We start from the raw sequence: 18,256 nt of genomic DNA on the forward strand, positions 1-18,256 counted from the left end.
ATGATGCGCGCATGACTGCGCCAGCTACCGCTTTTCCCCTGACCTGCATCGGCCTCATGTCCGGCACCTCCATGGATGGTGTCGACGGCGTTCTGGTCGACATCAGCCCCGCTTCTGGCGGGGCTTCGTCTTTGCGCCTGGTGCAGCGTGCCTTTGCCAGCGTGGACCTGCCGCAGGCTTTGCGCGATGAACTGCTGGCGCTCAACAGCCCTGGCGACAACGAATTGCACCGTGCGGCGCTGGCCGCCAATGCGCTGATGCAGGTGTATGCCCAGTGCGTGCAGCAGCTATGCGCACAGGCGGGTCTGGCGCCTGCCGACGTGGCCGTCATCGGTGCGCATGGGCAGACGGTGCGGCATCGCCCGGGTCTGTTTGATGGGATGGGGTACACGACACAATTGGTCAATGGCGCCTTGCTGGCCGAGCTGAGCGGCATTGCCGTGGCCTGCGATTTCCGCAGCCGCGACGTGGCTGCAGGCGGGCAGGGCGCGCCGCTGGTGCCGGTGTTTCACCAGGCGCTGTGGCAAAGCGGCGCCGGCTTCCAATGCGGCAGTGGCACCATGGCCGTGCTTAATCTTGGCGGCATCGCGAATCTGAGCCTGCTGCAGCCTGGCAGGACGCCTGTCGGCTTCGATTGCGGCCCTGCCAACGCTTTGCTCGATGGCTGGTGCCAACTGCATACCGGCCAGCCCTATGATGCCGATGGCCGCTGGGCGGCGCAGGGGCAGCTGCAGGCCGCGCTGTTGCAGCAGTTGATGGCCGAGCCCTATATCCAGCAGCCCCCACCCAAGAGCACGGGGCGCGATCTTTTCAATATGGAGTGGTTGCAGCAGCAACTCGCAGCGCATCCCGGCATGGCTCCGGTGGATGTGCAGGCGACACTCACGGCCTATACGGTGCAAGCGGCAGCGCATCATCTGCGCACGTCTGCGCCCGACGCCAGGCGCCTGCTGGTATGCGGCGGTGGCGTACGCAACGGGGAAATCATGCGCCAGCTGGCGCAGGCGCTGCCTGGTGTGATCGTGGAATCCACCCTGGCCCACGGCATGGATCCGCAAGCGGTGGAGGCCACTGCTTTTGCCTGGCTGGCCAGCAAGACCTGGCTGCGTGAGCCGATCGACATGACGGCCGTCACAGGGGCACGCGGCCCGCGCGTGCTCGGTTGCCTGTATCCTGCCTGACCCGACAGCCCGACAGCCCGACAGCCCGACAGCCCGACAGCCCGACAGCCCGACAGCCCGACAGCCCGGCAGCCCGGCAGCCCGGCAGCCCGGCAGCCCGGCAGGCGCAGCGCGATATCTGTGCTGCGCCACCCGAGGCCAAGCCGGTGCTTACCGTCAGGAGAGTACCAGCTGCATCCGCGAATTACAGGCTGTCGCCAAAGTCCGTGCGGAACTTCTCGACCAGCTTCTGCTGCCAGCCCGACACCGGTGCCAGACGGCCATAGAAGAAGCGCAGGATGGCAGGCTCGTCCGTGAACTGCAGGCCTTCCACCAGCTGGCGGTTCTGGTACAGCCACACCAGGCGATCCACCACATACTTCACCTGCGACAGCGTGAACACGCGGCGCGGCATGGCCAGGCGCAGCAACTCCATGTTGGCCATCGGCTCGGTGCCGTCCGGGTCACGCTGCTCGGACAGAGTGCCGCGCTCCATGCCGCGCACGCCGCTGACGATGTACAGCGCCGAAGCCAGCGCACCGGCCGGGTACTGCGCCTGCGGGATGTGGTCCAGGAACTGCATCACGTTGATGTGGCAGCCCAGGCCGCCAGCAGGGGTGATCACCGGCACGCCGTGCTTCTGCAGCTCGTCCACCATGTAGGCGATGAACTGCGGACCCTGGCTGATCATGTCCTCGTCCATGGTCTCGTCCAGGCCGACGGTCAGCGCTTCCATCTCGCGCACCGACATGCCGCCGTAGGTCAGAAAGCCCTCGTACAGCGGCACCAGACCGCGCATCTTCTCGTACACGGCCTTGCTGCGGATGCAGATGCCGCCGCCACGCGCGCAGCCCAGCTTGCGTGCGGAGAAGTAGATGATGTCGCACAGGTCGGCCATCTTGCGCGTGATCTCGCGGATGGACAGGGCCTTGCAGCTCTCCTCGCGCTGCTTGAGGAAGTACAGGTTGTCGGCCAGCAGGCTGGCGTCCAGTACCAGCAGCAGCTTGTGCTCGTCGCACACGCGGCGGATGTCGGCCAGGTTCTGCAGCGAGATGGGCTGGCCGCCGATCAGGTTGGTGCCGGCTTCCATGCGCACGAAAGCGATCTTGTCGGCGCCATGTTTGGCAATGATGCCTTCGAGCTTCGCCACATCCATGTCGCCCTTGAACGGGTGCGCGCTGACCACTTCCAGACCCTTGTCGGAAATGATCTCTTCCACCATCCCGCCGTTGAGCGTGATGTGCGCCTTGGTGGTGGTGAAGTGGTAGTTCATCGGCACCACGCTGCCCGGCGTCACCAGCGTCTGCGCCAGGATGTTCTCGCAGGCACGGCCCTGGTGCGTGGGCAGGAAGTAGTCCATGCCGAAGATCTCGTTGAGCTTGCGCTCCAGGCGCGTGTAGGTGGCGCTGCCGGCGTAGCTGTCATCGGCGATCATCATGGCGGCCTGCTGCTGGTCGCTCATGGCGTTCACGCCGCTGTCGGTCAGCATGTCCATGAAGACATCCTTGTTCTGCAGCAGGAAGGTGTTGTTGCCTGCCTCGGTGATGGCGGCCAGGCGCTGCTCCACCGGAACGAGATTGAGTTTCTGCACAATGCGAACCTTGTGCATTTCGAGCGGAACCTGTTCGCCGCTGAAGAATTTGACGTGTGCCATGGATGGGAAACCTCCGATTTTTTGAAAGTAGAAGCCCGAAGCCGCGGAAAAACACACCGCAGCAGGGATCGGGTTCTTTAGGTTCGGCAGGGCTGTAGGAATGAAGTCCGACTGGTGCCACCTGACATTATGCAATTCGGTGAATTGCGGATGCGGACGCGTCAGCAGCTTGGATGATCCAGATTAAGAGTCGCGCAGAAATTACCGGTGCCCCGAAGGATGCTTGGCGGACCAAGACGCTGGGATTGCGAAGAAGCGCCCCACACATGGAGAGGAGCGCCCAAGCAGGCTTGGGAGGCAATGCGTTTGCCAGGGTCGGGGGGTGCTAGAAAAAAGCGCGAGAATGCCGTCAGGCCTTGCTGGCCTCAACTGCCCAGCTGGCGCCGGTACCGCGCTTGAGCAACTTGTGCACCACCGGCAGCGCCTGCTCCAGCTGCTCCTTCAGCACGAAGGGCGGGTTGATGACGAACATGCCGCTGGCGCGAAGTCCATCGCGTGCGCTGTTTTCATCCCCGCGACCAATCGCCAGCGTGGCATGCAGCCAGCTCTTGCCGGCCTGCTGGGCCAGGGCCTTGAGCTTGCGCGGCAGTTCATGTGCCTCGGGGCGCGGAATCACCGGATACCAGACTGCGTAGCAGCCGGTGGCAAACCGCTGCAGGGCGTCCTGCACCGTGGCAGTCACCTGGCCGTAGTCGGTCTTGAGCTCGTAGCTCGGGTCGATCAGGATCAGGCCGCGCCGGCTGGGCGGCGGCAGCAGACCCTTGAGGCCGGCAAAGCCGTTGTTGCGTACCACCTGGATGGCGTCGGGCCGGTTCAGTTCCGCCACGTTGTTGTCGAGCAGGCGGCTGTCGGTGGGGTGCAGTTCGAACAGGCGCAACTGGTCTTGCGGGCGCATCAGCGTGGCGGTGATAAAGGGCGAGCCGGGATACTTGCGCAGCGCCTCGCCGCCGTTGAAGGCGGTCAGCACCTCAAAATACGCCGCAAGGGCTTCCGGTGCCTTGGCAGCGTCCGGCGCGCCCGGGCCATACTGCTGCCACAGCGGCAGCACGCCCTCGCTGGCTTCGCCGCTAGTCTGCGCATCGCCGCCATCGAGCCGGTACAGGCCGGTGCCGGCGTGCGTATCGGCCAGCAGCAGGGGCGTTTCCTTGGACGAAGTGAGGTAGCGCAGGATGGCAACCAGCGTCATGTGCTTGAGCACATCGGCGTGGTTGCCTGCGTGGAAGGCGTGGCGGTAGCTGAACATGATGCCCGCCATCGTACAGGGCTTTGTGGGCCGGCGGGCACAGTCGAAGGGTGGCAGTCATCAAATACTTGTGGCAATCACCGGATTCTTCGTATAATCATCGGCTTGCCTGCGTCTTTGGCCCGCGGCAAAAGCAGTACCCCCACCTAAGAGGTTCTCACCAGAAGAACACCGACCGTGGAATAGGCCGGACGCCCCCGCCGTGCAATGGTTGCGCGGCACGGCTAGCGAAATAGCCAGCCAAACCACATTTCCAAAGGAAAAAACCCATGAAAACATTCAGCGCAAAACCCGCTGAGGTGCAACATGAGTGGTTTGTGATTGACGCCACCGACAAGGTGCTCGGCCGGGTAGCCAGCGAAGTTGCCCTCCGTCTGCGCGGCAAACACAAAGCCATTTACACCCCCCACGTCGATACCGGCGACTACATCGTCGTGATCAACGCCTCCAAGCTGAAAGTGACCGGTACCAAGTCTCTGGACAAGATGTACTATCGCCACTCCGGCTTCCCCGGCGGCATCTATGCCACCAACTTCCGCGATCTGCAGGCCAAGCATCCCGGCCGCGCGCTCGAGAAGGCCGTCAAGGGCATGCTGCCCAAGGGTCCTCTGGGCTACGCCATGATCAAGAAGCTGAAGGTGTACGGCGGTGCTGAGCATCCGCACACTGCCCAACAACCCAAAGTGCTGGAAGTCTAAAGGAGCATCACAATGATTGGTGATTGGAACAATGGCACCGGCCGTCGCAAATCCAGCGTCGCCCGCGTGTTTCTGAAAAAAGGCTCCGGCAAGATCACGGTCAACGGCAAGGACATCCAAGAGTTCTTCGGCCGCCAGACCTCCATCATGATCGCCAAGCAGCCGCTGGCCCTGACTGAAAACCTGGAATCCTTCGACGTGCAGGTCAACGTGCACGGCGGCGGCGAATCCGGCCAGGCTGGCGCCATCCGCCACGGCATCACCCGTGCCCTGATCGACTACGACGCAGCCCTCAAGCCCGAACTGAGCAAGGCCGGCTTCGTCACGCGTGACGCCCGCGAAGTGGAACGCAAGAAGATCGGTCTGCGTGGCGCCCGTCGCGCCAAGCAGTTCAGCAAGCGTTAATCGCTTTCTGCTGCCGCAAGAAACCGCACCGGCTTGCCGCGTGCGGTTTTTTTATGCAGCATCCCGGCACGCCGGTGCCAAAACCCTACATCCCGCAACGGCAATAGGGATGTGCGGCAAATGGTTGAGTAATTTGCTGTACTATTGCTGCCAGACTGACTGATTCAAGAAGTGCAAGACATGACTACTGTTGCCGAATCCACCGCTGCCGAGAATGCAGCCCCCGTCTCCGACGACCCCATCCTGTTCACCGACAGCGCTGCCGCCAAGGTGGCCGACCTGATCGCCGAAGAGGGCAACCCCGACCTGAAGCTGCGCGTGTTCGTGCAGGGCGGCGGCTGCTCGGGTTTCCAGTACGGCTTCACCTTTGACGAAATCACCAACGACGACGACACCGTGATGACCAAGAACGGCGTCTCCCTGCTGATCGATGCCATGAGCTACCAGTACCTGGTCGGTGCCGAGATCGACTACAAGGAAGACCTGCAGGGTGCCCAGTTCGTGATCCGCAACCCGAACGCCGAAACCACCTGCGGCTGCGGCTCCAGCTTCTCAATGTAAGAGCCGTCATGCGGTGTTGGTGCGCCGGCGCAGTAGGCCGGCGTGATGCGTTTCGCCCCCTATCTGCAACCGCCCTCGTGGCGGTTGTCGGCGTTTTGCCGGTTGCAACATGACGCCACCGGTTCTGCCCCAGGCTGATGAACGCCAGCTCCGGCGCCTGCTGTGGCTGGTGGCGGTCGGCTTCTTCATGCAGACGCTGGACGCCACCATCGTCAACACGGCGCTGCCGGCCATGGCGCGGAGCCTGAGCGAGAGTCCGCTGCGCATGCAGGCGGTGCTGGTGGCGTATTCGCTCACCATGGCCATCCTGATTCCGTTGTCGGGCTGGCTGGCAGACCGTTTCGGCACGCGCCGCATGTTTCTGGGTGCGATCCTGGTGTTTGTCATCGGCTCGCTGGCCTGCGGACTGGCCGTGACCCTCAACCAGCTGGTGGCAGCGCGCGTGTTGCAGGGCGCAGGCGGTGCGCTGCTGATGCCGGTGGGCCGCCTGACCGTGCTGCGGGCCTTTCCGCGCGAACGTTTCCTGGGTGCCATGAGTTTTGTCGCGATTCCGGGGTTGGTGGGGCCCTTGCTCGGCCCCACGCTGGGTGGCTGGCTGGTGGAAATCGCCTCCTGGCACTGGGTTTTCCTCGTCAACGTGCCGGTCGGGCTGATCGGCTGGATCGCTGCCAGACGCTATCTGCCGGATTTCCGCGGCGTGGAGCGCAGCAGGCTGGACGTGCCGGGATACGGCCTGCTGGCCCTGGGCATGGCGCTGGTGCTGCTGTCCGTCGACGGGCTGGCTGCGATCGGCCTGCATGGCGCGGCCTCGCTCGTCGTGCTGGTGACGGGCCTGGCCTGCCTGGCCGCCTACTGGCTGCGCGCGGGACGGCAAGCCCATCCGCTGTTTGCGCCCAGCCTGTTCCGCGTGCCGGCGCTCAGCATCGGCCTCACGGGCAACCTGATTTCGCGTCTGGGCAGCAGTGCCGTGCCTTTCCTGATTCCCCTGATGCTGCAACTCAGCCTCGGCTATTCGCCAGCCGAGGCGGGCATGATGATGCTGCCCATGGCGCTCGCCGGCATGCTGATCAAGCGCTTTGCCACCTGGTCAATCACACGCTACGGCTACCGGCGCGTGCTGGTCATCAACACCGCGCTGGTGGGCGGCATGATCGCCAGTTTTGCCCTGATCAGCGGGGCGGAGCCGGTCTGGCTGCTGGTGCTGCAGTTCTACCTGTTCGGCTCCTGCAATTCGCTGCAGTTCACCGCCATGAACACACTCACTCTGCGTGATCTGGATACGGCGCAGGCCAGCAGTGGCAACAGCCTGCTGTCCATGGTGCAGATGCTGGCGATGAGCCTGGGTGTTGCGCTGGCCGCCGCCGTGCTTGGCGGTTTTGCCGAAACCCTGCAGGCAGAAGCCGACCCGGAGCGCATGCAGCAGGCCTTCCGCTACACTTTCATCTGCATGGGCGGCATGACGCTCGCGTCCGCCTGGGTGTTCTGGCAGCTGTCTCCCCACTCGGTCTGGATGCGACGGCTGGAGCAGGACCCCGGATTCGACTGACACCCCATCCCCCAGTCTGCCCGACTGTCCTACGGAATGTCCATGAAACTCCCTCGTCCCAAGACCCTGCTCTGGATGTCGGCTGCGGCCGCCGTCCTGACCATCATCCTCAAGACCCTGGCCTGGTATGTGACCGGCTCGGTCGGCCTGCTGTCCGACGCCATGGAGTCCTTCGTCAACCTGGCCGGTGCCGTCTTCGCGCTGATGATGGTGACCATCGCCGAGCGCCCGGCGGACGAGGACCATCCCCACGGCCACCACAAGGCCGAATACTTTTCGTCCGGCTTCGAGGGCATGCTGATCTTCGGCGCCGCGCTGGGCATTCTCTGGACCTCGATCGACCGCCTCATGAACCCGCAGCCGCTGGAGCAGCTGGGGTGGGGCATGGCGTTCTCGATGGCCAGTACTGTGCTCAATGGCATTGGCGCCTGGGTGCTTTTGAAGGCGGCCAAGGTGCACAACTCGATTGCGCTAGAGGCGGATGGGCGCCATCTGCGTACCGACGTCTGGACCTCTCTCGGCGTGGTTGCCGGCGTGGCGCTGGTGCAGTTGACCGGCTGGCTCTGGCTGGACCCGGTAGTGGCCATTGCCGTGGCGCTGAACATCCTGAAGGAGGGCTGGCACCTGATCCGCAACTCCAGCCATGGCCTGATGGACAGCGTGGTCGACAGCGAAACTGCAGACAGCATCCAGCAGACGCTGGACCGTTTCGTGCAGCAGGAAAAGGATGCGCAGGGCCGCGAACTGGTGCGTTTCGATCATGTGGTCACGCGCGCGGCCGGCCAGCGCAGCTTTGTTTCCATGCACATGCACGTGCCGGCGAGCTGGACGCTGGGCCGCTCGGCCAAGCTGCGCAACGATGTGGAGCGCGCGCTGGTGGAAAGCCAGCCCCAGCTGCACGCCACCATCGAAATGCTCCCGTTCGACATGGAGCCCGTGCAGACCCTGGGCGATCTGGAGCCGGTGGCGGAAGCGGCGTCAGCCAGCACGGCTGCAACCATCAGCTGAGTGGCACCGCCCGTGAGTTGCCAGCCGCAGCATGGCTTCCCCGGCAGTGCTGTCCGTATGGGCGCGCGCGAATAGTCCAGGTTGCTATCCTTGCGCATCAGGGTTTACGCCCTATTGCCGCGATGCGTGAAAATATTTCAGAATCAGCCTGCCGAAGTCTATTACTTTCAATGAAATCATGCACTTAGAAGCGAATGTCTGTATGTAAACTGCGCCACTTGGTCATCCTGCATCGGGGTGGCAGAAGAGCACAGGAGATATTCGCGCATGGTATGGCAACAAATCTATAACCCGACGGACAGCATGCTGCTGTCCACGCTGCTGGCTGTCATCCCGGTGGCGGTGATGCTGATCGGCCTCGGCTTTCTGCACATGAAGGCCCATATTGCGGCCGGCCTCGGCCTCGTCAGCGCCTTGCTGATTGCCATCTTCGTGTTCGGCATGCCCGGCACCATGGCCGGCAAGGCGGCCATGATGGGCGCCTTTACCGGCCTGCTGCCGATCGGCTGGATTGTGCTCAATATCATCTTTCTGCACCAGCTCACCGAGAACAACGGCAGCTTCAAGGTGCTGCAGGACTCGATTGCCGGCATCACCGAAGACCGCCGCCTGCAACTGCTGCTGATCGCCTTTGCCTTCGGTGCATTCTTCGAGGGCGCGGCCGGTTTCGGCACGCCGGTGGCGGTGACGGCAGCCATCCTGATCGGCCTGGGCTTCTCGCCGCTGGCCGCGTCCGGCCTGAGCCTGATTGCCAACACCGCACCGGTGGCCTTCGGCGCGCTGGGCACGCCCATCATCACCATGGCCAAGGTGCACGGCTACGATGCGATGGAGCTGTCCGCCATGGTGGGCCGGCAGCTGCCGCTGTTCTCGCTGATGGTGCCGTTCTGGCTGATCTGGGCTTTCGCAGGCCGCAAGGCCATGATGGAGATCTGGCCGGCCATTCTGGTGACGGGCCTGAGCTTCGCCATTGCCCAGTTCCTGACATCCAACTACATCGGTCCCGAGTTGGTCGACGTGATCTCCGCCATCGCCTCCATGGTCAGCCTGGTGCTGTTCCTGCGGGTGTGGAAGCCGCGCCGCATCTGGACCAGCACCTCGCTGCGCGGCCACGAGGCCGAAGGCGGCGAGGGCAGGGAAGCCACGCCGCCTGCGCGCCATGACCGCGCCACCGTGATTCGCGCCTGGATGCCCTGGGTGATCCTGACCGTGTTCGTGTTCCTGTGGGGCATGCCCAGCGTGAAGGCCTTCTTCAATGGTATCTTCGCGCCGCAGTTCCCGATCGAGGGCCTGCACAACATGATCGAGAAAATGCCGCCGGCGGTTCCGGTGCCGCACAAGGAAACCGCCATCTACGTGTTCAACCTGCTGTCCGCCACCGGTACCGGCATCCTGCTGGCCGCCGTACTGGGTGGGCTGGCCATGGGCTACAGCGTGGGTGGTCTGCTGCGCCAGTTCGTCAGGACCTTCTGGCTGGTGCGCTACTCGCTGCTCACCATTGTGCTGATGCTGGCCCTGGGCACGCTCACGCGCTACTCCGGCATCGACACCACCATGGGCCTGGCATTCGCCATGACGGGCGTGTTCTATCCCTTCTTCGGCACCATGCTGGGCTGGCTGGGAGTGGCGCTGACCGGTTCAGACACCGCATCGAACGTGCTGTTCGGCGGCATGCAGAAGGTGGCGGCCGACCAGCTGGGACTGTCGCCCAACCTCATGGGCGCAGCCAACAGCTCCGGCGGCGTGATGGGCAAGATGATCGATGCCCAGTCCATCGTGGTGGCCTCCACGGCAACGCGCTGGTTCAAGGAGGGCGTGATCCTGCGCTATGTGTTCAAGCACTCGCTGGTGCTGGCCATGCTGGTCGGCCTGTTCGTGACGCTGCAGGCCTATGTCTGGCCATTCACCGCGATGGTGGTGAAGTAAGTACATGTAAATGCTGCAAGAGGCCGCCTGCGGGCGGCTTTTTCGCGTTGTTTCGCTGCTGTGGCAGGGCAGGGCGCTGTGATAGATTCACGGAATGTTCACAAATCAGCAGCATGATTGTCATGCACCATCGTCACACTGGGGCACAGACATACCGAGTTACACAGGAACTGACAAGCATGAAAGAGCTGCCTACGCCCACTTTCGACCTCTCCCCGCGCATGCGCGGGCTGCCAGCCCTGCTGCGCAAGCCCTTGCGCAAGGCCGGGGCGGCGCTGGCGCATGCACGCCCCATTTCCGTGGCTCCCGCCAGCACTCCGGAGGTTTCGGTGTCCCCTGTCGTCCTGCCAGCAGCCCCCGCGCTGGTGCAGCCTGCCACCATGCGTGAGGCTGCCAGCTCCAAGCACGGGCTGGATGCCCGCTGGGCGCGCAATCTTGACGAAGTGCGCGAAGCACAGCGCCTGCGCTACCAGGTGTTTGCCGAAGAAATGGGCGCCACCCTCAAGGCCGGCATCCCCGGCCATGATATCGACCTGTTCGACGATTACTGCGAGCACCTGCTGGTGCGTGATCTGGAAACCGGCATGGTGGTCGGCACCTACCGCGTGCTTACCCCGGCCCAGGCACGCCGCGTCGGCAGCATCTACAGCGATGCCGAATTCGATCTGGTACGCCTGCGCCACCTGCGCGCCAGCATGGTCGAGCTGGGCCGCAGCTGCGTGCATGCCGACTACCGTTCCGGCGGCGTGATCCTCACGCTGTGGGGCGCGCTGGCCGAGTTCATGGGCCGCAACCAGCTCGACACCATGGTCGGCTGCGCCAGCATCCCCATGACGCACCACGGCCTGCCCTCCGGCTATGCCGCTGCCAGCATCTGGCAGCAGGTGCGACAGACGCACCTCGCCCCCATCGAATACCACGTCACCCCGCGCCTGCCGCTGCCGGTGGACGAGCTGCAGAGCGACGTGGTGGTCGAGCCCCCGGCGCTGATCAAGGGCTACCTGCGTCTCGGCGCCAAGGTACTGGGCGCTCCCGCCTGGGATCCGGACTTCAACACGGCCGACCTGCCGATGATGATGCGCGTGGCAGATCTGCCCTCGCGCTACCGCCGCCAGTTCGACGCAGCACGCAGTTAATGGTATAGTTCGCCATTCCCTGTTTTTTGCAGATGCCTGTCGCAACCCGTGTTGCGGGCAGGCATTTTGTCTTTGCGGCGCCGGTTTTTGGCATGCTCCCCATGTACGGTCCGCAGACTGCCGAGTCCATTCCATGCAATTTCCCGCCATGCTTGACCGCGACGAGAGCATACTGGCCTTCAACACGCGCGTGCTCGACTGGGCCGCGCGCGAGGAAGTGCCACTGCTCGAGCGCATGCGTTACCTGTCCATCGTTTCCTCCAACCTGGACGAATTCTTCGAAGTTCGCATGGCGGACCTGCTCGATGCGGCGCAAAACCACATCCATGAAGGCGACTTCACCGAGCGCCAGTTCCTGAGCGTCTCGGCCAGGGCACACGAACTGGTGGCCCAGCAGTACGACATCCTGCGCTACAGCCTGTATCCGGCGCTGGCCGCCAACGGCATCACCATCGTCTCGCACGGCGAGCGCACGCCCGAGCAGCGCCGCTGGGTGAAGCACTACTTCGAGACCCAGGTGCGGCCGCTGCTGCTACCGGTCAGTCTCGATCCGGCACACCCGTTCCCGCAGGTGGCGAACAAGTCGCTCAACTTCATCGTCAAGCTGGCCGGCCAGGACGCGCTGGGCCGTTCCAACAGCATCGCCATCCTGAAGGTTCCGCGTGCGCTGCCCCGCCTGCTGCGCCTGCCGCCGCACCTGTCGGACGGCAAGGATCAGTTGGTGTCCCTGCCCAGCGTGATCCGCGCCCATCTGGAAGAGCTGTTCCCCAACCGCGAGGTGGAGCAGCTCTCGCAATTCCGCGTCACGCGCCACTCTGACCTGGCAGTGGACGAGGAAGACGTCAGCAACCTGCGCATGGCGCTGCGCGAAGGGCTGCAGCAGCGCCACTATGGCAAGGCAGTGCGGGTGGAGGTGTCTTCCAACTGCCCGGACGAACTGGCCGAGCTGCTGTGCCGCCAGTTCGACCTGCCGCCGCAGTCGCTCTATCGCGTGCATGGCCCGGTCAACCTGGTGCGCATGAGCCTGCTGGTGGATCTGGTCAACAAGTCCGAATTCCTGTTTCCCCCGTTTGCGCCAGCCTACCCGCAGGCCCTGCGTGGTGTCGATTCGATTTTCGAGCGCCTGAAACAGGGCGATGTGCTGGCGCACCAGCCCTTCGAGAGCTTCGATCCCGTGCTCGACATGCTGCGCGAGGCGGTCAACGATCCGAACGTGCTGGCGATCAAGCAGACCATCTACCGCACCGGCTCGGATTCCGAGCTGATGCTGTTGCTGCGCGATGCGATCCGCCGTGGCAAGGAAGTGACCGCCGTGGTGGAACTGAAGGCGCGCTTCGACGAAGAGGCCAATATCAACTGGGCCGAGAAGCTCGAATCCGTGGGGGCCCAGGTCGTGTATGGCGTGGTCGGCATGAAAACCCACGCCAAGATGCTGCTGATCACGCGGCGCGAAGGCAAAAAGCTCAAACGCTACGGCCACCTGGCTACAGGCAACTACAACCCGCGCACCGCACGGCTGTATACCGACTTGAGCTATTTCACGGCCGATGACGTGCTCACCGGCGACATGCAGCGCGTGTTCGTGCACCTGGCCAGCCAGAGCGAGATTCCGCGCCTGTCGCGCATGCTGATGGCGCCCTATACGCTGCAGGACACCATGCTGCAGCGCATTGCGCAGGCCGGCCGCGCCGCGGCAGCCGGCAAGGGCGGCCGCATCGTGGCCAAGATGAACGCACTGACCGACGAGGCGCTGATCCTGGCATTGCTCGAAGCCGGCCAGAAGGGCGCCCGCATCGACCTGATCGTGCGCGGCGCCTGCATGCTGCATGCCCAGGTGCCGGGCCTGAGCGAGAACATCCGTGTGCGGTCGATCATTGGCCGCTTCCTCGAGCACTCGCGCGTGTTCTATTTCGGCATCGGCGAGGAAGAGCACCTGTATCTCTCCAGCGCCGACTGGATGAACCGTAACATGCTGCGCCGCATCGAGCTGGCCTGGCCTGTCACCGATCCTGAACTCAAAACCCGCATCATTGACGAATGCCTGCTGGCCTACGAATATGATGAGGCCTTGTCCTGGCAGATGCAGGCTGACGGCAGCTATGCCCGCCCGCCATCGCCACTCGACCACCCGCGCAACGTGCAGCGCGCCCTGATGACGCGCTACCTCGGCGCCGGCAAGGGCGCGGGCAAGAAGGGGCGGAAGAAAGCCGGCAATCCCTAAAATCCGCGGGCCCGGCCCGCACCCTCAGCAAGGAGCAACCATGGATCTGATTTTGTGGCGCCATGCCATCGCGGTGGACGCGGATGAAGGACTGGACGACCTGAAGCGTCCGCTCACGGAAGAGGGTGAGGAGCAGGCCAAGGAAATGGCAGCCTGGCTCAAGCGCCACCTGCCCAAGGATACCCGCATCCTGACCAGCCCGGCATTGCGTACCCGCCAGACCGTGCTGCGCCTGACCAAGACCGACTACAGCGTCGTGAACGAGCTGGCACCCAATGCCACGTCCGATACCCTGCTCAAGGTCGTCAACTGGCCACTGAGCGAGGAGCCGGTGCTGGTGGTGGGCCACCAGCCCACGCTGGGCGAAGTGGCGCAGAAGCTGCTCGGCATGCAGATGAGCTGCTCCATCAAGAAGGGCGCCGTCTGGTGGCTGCACCACCGCGTGCGCGACGGCAAGGGGCAGGTCATCCTCAAGGCGGTGCAGAACCCGCGCATGCTGTGAGCGAGTGCCCGCACGGGTGCTGATGGCCCGGCCCGCTGCCGGCGCTCAGCGAATCTGCAGCTTGAGCGGCACGTCGGTGCGCGCCCATGCATCGACTTCCTGTTGCAGCAGGAAGTACGACTGCGGATAGTCCAGCGCCCATTGCTTGGGCACCAGCAATGTAAAGCCGAGCGAGGGCGTTACCTTGCGCTGCAGTTGCAATCCTTCCATGGTGGGCAGACGGCGTGCATGGCACAGGATCACGGCCAGCCGCAGGGCCAGCAACTGGGAGGTGAATCCCACGTCCTTGAAATCCACATCGAGCTTGCGCAGCTTGCCGCGGTGGCCGAGCACCATGTTGCCCAGGTAGTGCAGCTCGGGCAGGGCAAAGCCGGGCGCTTCGGCGTTGTCGATGATGTAGGCGCCATGGCGGTGGTAGCTGCTGTGCGAGATGTGCTGGCCGATCTCGTGCAGGCGCGCCGCCCAGCGCAGCTTGCGCTCGATACGTTCGCGCTGTACCGTCATGCCCTCGATCGGGGTCAGCTGGCGGTAGAGCGTCAGCGCGGTGCGCTCCACGCGCAGTGCCTGCTTCTGGTCCACGGCAAAGCGGTCCATCATGCGGCCCACGGTCACCTGGCGCAGGTCGGTGGTGGGTTGCTCGCGGTTCAGCAGGTCGTACAGCACGCCCTGGCGCAGGGCTCCCAGTGCCACCTGCATCTGCTTGAGCTGCAGCACCTCGAAGATCGCCAGCAGTACGGCCAGGCCGCCGGCCAGAACCGGCTTGCGCTCTTCCTTCAGCGTTTCCAGTTCGAGCGAGTTGACGTTGCGCACCTTGAGCAGCTTCTGCTTGAGCCATTCCAGCCCTTCGAGCGTGACCACGCCGGGCTCGCCGCCATTGGCAGCGAGGATCTCGCCAATGGCGCCGATCGTGCCGGACGATCCGTAGGCCACGTCCCAGCGCCCAGGGCGGTAGATTTCCACGCCTTCGTCCAGTACGGCCTTGGCCGCAATGTTGGCCTGCTTGAAGGCAGAAGGCGTGAACTTGCCATCGGGAAAGAAGCGCATCGACCAGGTCACGCTGCCGAACTGGAAGGACTCCAGCTGCATCGGCTCCAGGTTCTTGCCGAGAATCAGCTCCGTGGAGCGGCCGCCGATGTCCACCACCAGGCGGCGGTCAGCCGAGCGCGGCAGCAGGTTGGCCACGCCCTGGTAGATCAGGCGCGCTTCCTCGCGGCCGGCGATCACGTCGATGGGAAAACCGAGGATCTGGTGCGCCTTGCTCAGGAACACGTCACGATTGTTGGCCTCGCGCAACGTCTGTGTGGCGACGGCGCGGATCTGGTCGCGGCGGAAGCCCGCCAGGCGCTCGCTGAAACGTGCCAAGCAGTCCCAGCCGCGCTGCATGGCTTCGAGGGAGAGGTTGTTGTTGTCGTCCAGGCCATTGCCCTGGCGGACGGTTTCTTTCAGGTATTCGACGCGCTGGATCTGGCCATGCTCATACTTGCCGATTTCCAGGCGAAAGCTGTTCGAGCCGAGGTCAAGCGCTGCAAGTCGGGTGCCGTTGCGCATGATGAAGAGAGGGAAAGGAGACAGTTTCTTTTTTTCATCATAGGGCTTTTGCAGCCGCTGCCGGGGAAAAAACGGGCATATTGCACACAGTGTCTGACAAACGCCAAACTGTCATGGATTTGTCACGGTGGCTTCCTACAGTTCGTCTGCCCGGGGTCAGTTTGCTGCAAGGTACTGGCTCCTTGGAATCCATTCATTCAATCAAGGACATTTCATGAAATCCGTCATCAAGGTTTCCGCTATCGGTCTGGCCGCAGCCCTGTCTTTCGGTTTTGCCCAGGCGCAAGACATCACCGGCGCCGGCGCTTCCTTCCCGGCTCCCCTGTACTCCAAGTGGGCGGCCGACTACGCCAAGGCGTCCGGCTCCAAGGTGAACTACCAGTCCGTGGGCTCCGGTGCCGGCATGAAGCAGATCGAAGCCAAGACCGTGGACTTCGGCGCTTCCGACGAACCCCTGACCGACGCCGACCTGAAGGCCAAGGGCCTGGTGCAGTTCCCCACCGTGGTGGGCGGCGTGGTGCCGGTCCTGAACGTCAAGGGCGTGGCTCCTGGCGCACTGGTGCTGGATGGCAAGACCCTGGGCGACATCTACCTGGGCAAGATCACCAAGTGGAACGACCCGGCCCTGAAGGCCCTGAACCCCACTCTGGCCCTGCCTGACGCCGCCATCGCCGTGGTGCGCCGCGCCGACGGCTCCGGCACCAGCTTCAACTTCACCAACTACCTGAGCAAGGTCAACCCCGAGTGGAAGGCCAAGGTTGGCGAAGGCAAGGCCGTGAACTGGCCCGTGGGTACCGGTGGCAAGGGCAACGAAGGCGTTGCCGCTTTCGTGAGCCGCCTGCCCAACTCCATCGGCTACGTCGAGTACGCCTACGTGAAGCAGAACAAGATGACCTACGCCCGCATGAAGAACGCGGCCGGCAGCATCGTGTCTCCTGACGACACCACCTTCAAGGCTGCCACGGCTGCTGCCAACTGGAAGGGCTCCTTCTACCAGATCCTGACCAACCAGGCTGGCAAGAACGCATGGCCGATCACGGCTGCCACCTACATCATGATGCACACCAAGCAGGACAAGCCCGAGAAGGCCGCTGCTTCCCTGAAGTTCTTCGACTGGGCCTACAGCAACGGTGACGCTGCTGCCGGCTCCCTGGACTACGTGCCGATGCCCGCCGAAGTGAAGACGGTGATCCGCAAGTCCTGGGCCAACATCAAGGACGGTTCCGGCAAGGCCATCGCCATCAAGTAAGCGTCTGACGACGACTGCCTGAACCCGAACCCTGTCGCCTGGCGGCAGGGTTTTTTTCTGCCGGCAGCCGGCCGTTGTGGTGCGGCGGTGACGTTTGCGTCAACGTGACAACCATGTGACATGGCCAACACGAAATTGTCATATTGATGTCACAAACCATTTTTACAGTTTGTCATGAACCGGTCGGGCAGGTGGTTGCCCCGGCTGAAATGAAGCAAAAAGGATAGAAAATGCAGAACACTCGCAGGATTGCAATCGTTGGCGTGGCCGCCGTCATGGCCATGGGTCTGGCCGCTTGCGGCAAGAAGGACGAGGCCAAGCCGGCCGCTTCCGGCGCCGAGCCGCAGCCCCAGGCGCAAGCCAGCGGCGGCATCACCGGTGCCGGCGCTTCCTTCCCGGCTCCGCTGTACTCCAAGTGGGCGGCCGAGTATGCCAAGGCTTCCGGTGTCAAGGTGAACTACCAGTCCGTGGGCTCCGGCGCCGGCATGAAGCAGATCGAAGCCAAGACGGTCGATTTCGGCGCTTCCGACGAGCCGCTGAAGGACGAGGACCTGAAAGCCAAGGGCCTGGTGCAGTTCCCGACCGTGGTGGGTGGCGTGGTGCCGGTGATCAACGTGCAGGGCATCGAGAATGGCGCCATGGTGCTGGACGGCACCACCCTGGCCAAGATCTACCTGGGCACCATCACCAAGTGGAACGATCCCGCCATCAAGGCGCTGAACCCCGAACTCAAGCTGCCCGATGCCGTGATCGCTCCGGTGCGCCGCGCCGACGGCTCCGGCACCAGCTTCAACTTCACCAACTACCTGAGCAAGGTCTCTCCCGAGTGGAAAGAGAAAGTGGGTGAGGGCAAGGCCGTGAACTGGCCGGTCGGTACCGGCGGCAAGGGCAACGAAGGTGTGGCCCAGTTCGTGGCCCGTCTGCCCAACTCCATTGGCTACGTCGAGTACGCCTATGTGAAGCAGAACAAGATGAACTACGTCAAGCTGAAGAACGCCGCCGGCAACGTGGTGAGCCCCGAAGAGAAGACCTTCAAGGCCGCTACCGCTTCCGCCGACTGGAAGAAGTCCTTCTACCAGATCCTGACGAACCAGGAAGCTGCCGACGCATGGCCGATCACTGCCGCCACCTTCATCATGATGCAGGCCAAGCAGGACAAGCCCGAAGCCGCTGCTGCTTCCCTGAAGTTCTTCGACTGGATGTACGCCAACGGCGACCAGATGGCTTCCGAGCTGGACTACGTGGCAATGCCTGCTGACGTCAAGGCCGTGATTATCGAGTCCTGGGTCAACATCCAGGACAGCTCCGGCAAGGCCATTGCCTACAAGTAAGCACTGGGCTGATCGCAAGCGTTCCGGTCGCCGGCCGGGCCTGCCTCGAGGGCGGGTCCGGCGTCCGG

At 63.7% G+C, this 18,256-nt stretch carries 15 protein-coding genes; 12 read left to right on the top strand and 3 right to left on the bottom strand.

The annotated features are described in order from the left end of the window. Window positions 1–11: 11 nt before the first annotated feature. Window positions 12–1,181 (top strand): anhydro-N-acetylmuramic acid kinase, encoded by a 1,170-nt coding sequence (locus ACX36O_RS02260; protein WP_213358754.1) that lies wholly within the window; start codon window positions 12–14, stop codon window positions 1,179–1,181. A gap of 184 nt (window positions 1,182–1,365) precedes the next feature. Here the strand turns inward: ACX36O_RS02260 and ACX36O_RS02265 are convergent, their stop codons facing one another. Further along, window positions 1,366–2,814, bottom strand: a complete 1,449-nt coding sequence (locus ACX36O_RS02265; RefSeq protein WP_371687195.1) for a tryptophanase — start codon at window positions 2,812–2,814, stop codon at window positions 1,366–1,368. A gap of 349 nt (window positions 2,815–3,163) precedes the next feature. Then, a complete protein-coding gene (locus ACX36O_RS02270) occupies window positions 3,164–4,057 on the bottom strand; it encodes a 23S rRNA (adenine(2030)-N(6))-methyltransferase RlmJ (RefSeq protein WP_371698268.1) in 894 nt (297 codons plus the stop codon). A 269-nt stretch (window positions 4,058–4,326) separates the two neighbouring features. Here ACX36O_RS02270 and rplM point away from each other — a divergent pair, with 269 nt between their 5' ends. The 9 genes from rplM to ACX36O_RS02315 all read left to right on the top strand — a co-directional run bounded on the left by rplM (window position 4,327) and on the right by ACX36O_RS02315 (window position 14,060). Then, complete coding sequence (gene rplM, locus ACX36O_RS02275; RefSeq protein WP_091815712.1) at window positions 4,327–4,755, top strand: 50S ribosomal protein L13; 429 nt, start codon at window positions 4,327–4,329, stop codon at window positions 4,753–4,755. A gap of 12 nt (window positions 4,756–4,767) precedes the next feature. After that, window positions 4,768–5,160, top strand: a complete 393-nt coding sequence (gene rpsI / locus ACX36O_RS02280) for a 30S ribosomal protein S9 (protein WP_091815713.1) — start codon at window positions 4,768–4,770, stop codon at window positions 5,158–5,160. A 180-nt stretch (window positions 5,161–5,340) separates the two neighbouring features. Beyond that, window positions 5,341–5,721, top strand: a complete 381-nt coding sequence (gene erpA / locus ACX36O_RS02285; protein WP_091815716.1) for an iron-sulfur cluster insertion protein ErpA — start codon at window positions 5,341–5,343, stop codon at window positions 5,719–5,721. A 109-nt stretch (window positions 5,722–5,830) separates the two neighbouring features. Further along, a complete protein-coding gene (gene mdtD, locus ACX36O_RS02290; protein ID WP_213358757.1) occupies window positions 5,831–7,267 on the top strand; it encodes a multidrug transporter subunit MdtD in 1,437 nt (478 codons plus the stop codon). 42 nt (window positions 7,268–7,309) lie between these two features. Beyond that, the gene (locus tag ACX36O_RS02295) at window positions 7,310–8,275 is read left to right on the top strand and encodes a cation diffusion facilitator family transporter (RefSeq protein WP_371687194.1); all 966 of its coding nucleotides are present in this window, start codon (window positions 7,310–7,312) and stop codon (window positions 8,273–8,275) included. A gap of 267 nt (window positions 8,276–8,542) precedes the next feature. Then, on the top strand, window positions 8,543–10,201 hold the full coding sequence (locus ACX36O_RS02300) for an L-lactate permease (protein WP_488360003.1): 1,659 nt from the start codon (window positions 8,543–8,545) through the stop codon (window positions 10,199–10,201). Window positions 10,202–10,380: 179 nt separating this feature from the next. Then, window positions 10,381–11,337 carry a GNAT family N-acetyltransferase gene (locus ACX36O_RS02305; protein WP_213358764.1) on the top strand — a complete coding sequence of 319 codons (957 nt, stop codon included), beginning with the start codon at window positions 10,381–10,383 and terminating at the stop codon, window positions 11,335–11,337. Window positions 11,338–11,470: 133 nt separating this feature from the next. Then, the gene (ppk1, locus tag ACX36O_RS02310) at window positions 11,471–13,558 is read left to right on the top strand and encodes a polyphosphate kinase 1 (RefSeq protein WP_213358766.1); all 2,088 of its coding nucleotides are present in this window, start codon (window positions 11,471–11,473) and stop codon (window positions 13,556–13,558) included. A 40-nt stretch (window positions 13,559–13,598) separates the two neighbouring features. Further along, complete coding sequence (locus ACX36O_RS02315; RefSeq protein ID WP_371687193.1) at window positions 13,599–14,060, top strand: SixA phosphatase family protein; 462 nt, start codon at window positions 13,599–13,601, stop codon at window positions 14,058–14,060. Between the two features lie 45 nt (window positions 14,061–14,105). Here the strand turns inward: ACX36O_RS02315 and ppx are convergent, their stop codons facing one another. Beyond that, the gene (gene ppx, locus ACX36O_RS02320) at window positions 14,106–15,608 is read right to left on the bottom strand and encodes an exopolyphosphatase (protein ID WP_213358770.1); all 1,503 of its coding nucleotides are present in this window, start codon (window positions 15,606–15,608) and stop codon (window positions 14,106–14,108) included. Between the two features lie 214 nt (window positions 15,609–15,822). Here ppx and pstS (ACX36O_RS02325) point away from each other — a divergent pair, with 214 nt between their 5' ends. Next, window positions 15,823–16,857 (top strand): phosphate ABC transporter substrate-binding protein PstS, encoded by a 1,035-nt coding sequence (gene pstS, locus ACX36O_RS02325; RefSeq protein ID WP_213358772.1) that lies wholly within the window; start codon window positions 15,823–15,825, stop codon window positions 16,855–16,857. Between the two features lie 230 nt (window positions 16,858–17,087). Beyond that, entirely contained in the window at window positions 17,088–18,188 is a 1,101-nt protein-coding gene (pstS, locus tag ACX36O_RS02330) for a phosphate ABC transporter substrate-binding protein PstS (RefSeq protein ID WP_213358774.1), read from the top strand. The last annotated feature ends 68 nt before the right edge of the window (window positions 18,189–18,256 follow it).

The organism is Brachymonas sp. KE5 (assembly GCF_057773645.1).

Coding starts and splice junctions, on each gene's coding strand:
- ACX36O_RS02260 (WP_213358754.1), top strand. CDS start 12: ATGACTGCGCCAGCTACCGCTTTTCCCCTGACCTGCATCGGCCTCATG.
- ACX36O_RS02265 (WP_371687195.1), bottom strand. CDS start 2,814: ATGGCACACGTCAAATTCTTCAGCGGCGAACAGGTTCCGCTCGAAATG.
- ACX36O_RS02270 (WP_371698268.1), bottom strand. CDS start 4,057: ATGTTCAGCTACCGCCACGCCTTCCACGCAGGCAACCACGCCGATGTG.
- rplM (WP_091815712.1), top strand. CDS start 4,327: ATGAAAACATTCAGCGCAAAACCCGCTGAGGTGCAACATGAGTGGTTT.
- rpsI (WP_091815713.1), top strand. CDS start 4,768: ATGATTGGTGATTGGAACAATGGCACCGGCCGTCGCAAATCCAGCGTC.
- erpA (WP_091815716.1), top strand. CDS start 5,341: ATGACTACTGTTGCCGAATCCACCGCTGCCGAGAATGCAGCCCCCGTC.
- mdtD (WP_213358757.1), top strand. CDS start 5,831: ATGACGCCACCGGTTCTGCCCCAGGCTGATGAACGCCAGCTCCGGCGC.
- ACX36O_RS02295 (WP_371687194.1), top strand. CDS start 7,310: ATGAAACTCCCTCGTCCCAAGACCCTGCTCTGGATGTCGGCTGCGGCC.
- ACX36O_RS02300 (WP_488360003.1), top strand. CDS start 8,543: ATGGTATGGCAACAAATCTATAACCCGACGGACAGCATGCTGCTGTCC.
- ACX36O_RS02305 (WP_213358764.1), top strand. CDS start 10,381: ATGAAAGAGCTGCCTACGCCCACTTTCGACCTCTCCCCGCGCATGCGC.
- ppk1 (WP_213358766.1), top strand. CDS start 11,471: ATGCAATTTCCCGCCATGCTTGACCGCGACGAGAGCATACTGGCCTTC.
- ACX36O_RS02315 (WP_371687193.1), top strand. CDS start 13,599: ATGGATCTGATTTTGTGGCGCCATGCCATCGCGGTGGACGCGGATGAA.
- ppx (WP_213358770.1), bottom strand. CDS start 15,608: ATGCGCAACGGCACCCGACTTGCAGCGCTTGACCTCGGCTCGAACAGC.
- pstS (WP_213358772.1), top strand. CDS start 15,823: ATGAAATCCGTCATCAAGGTTTCCGCTATCGGTCTGGCCGCAGCCCTG.
- pstS (WP_213358774.1), top strand. CDS start 17,088: ATGCAGAACACTCGCAGGATTGCAATCGTTGGCGTGGCCGCCGTCATG.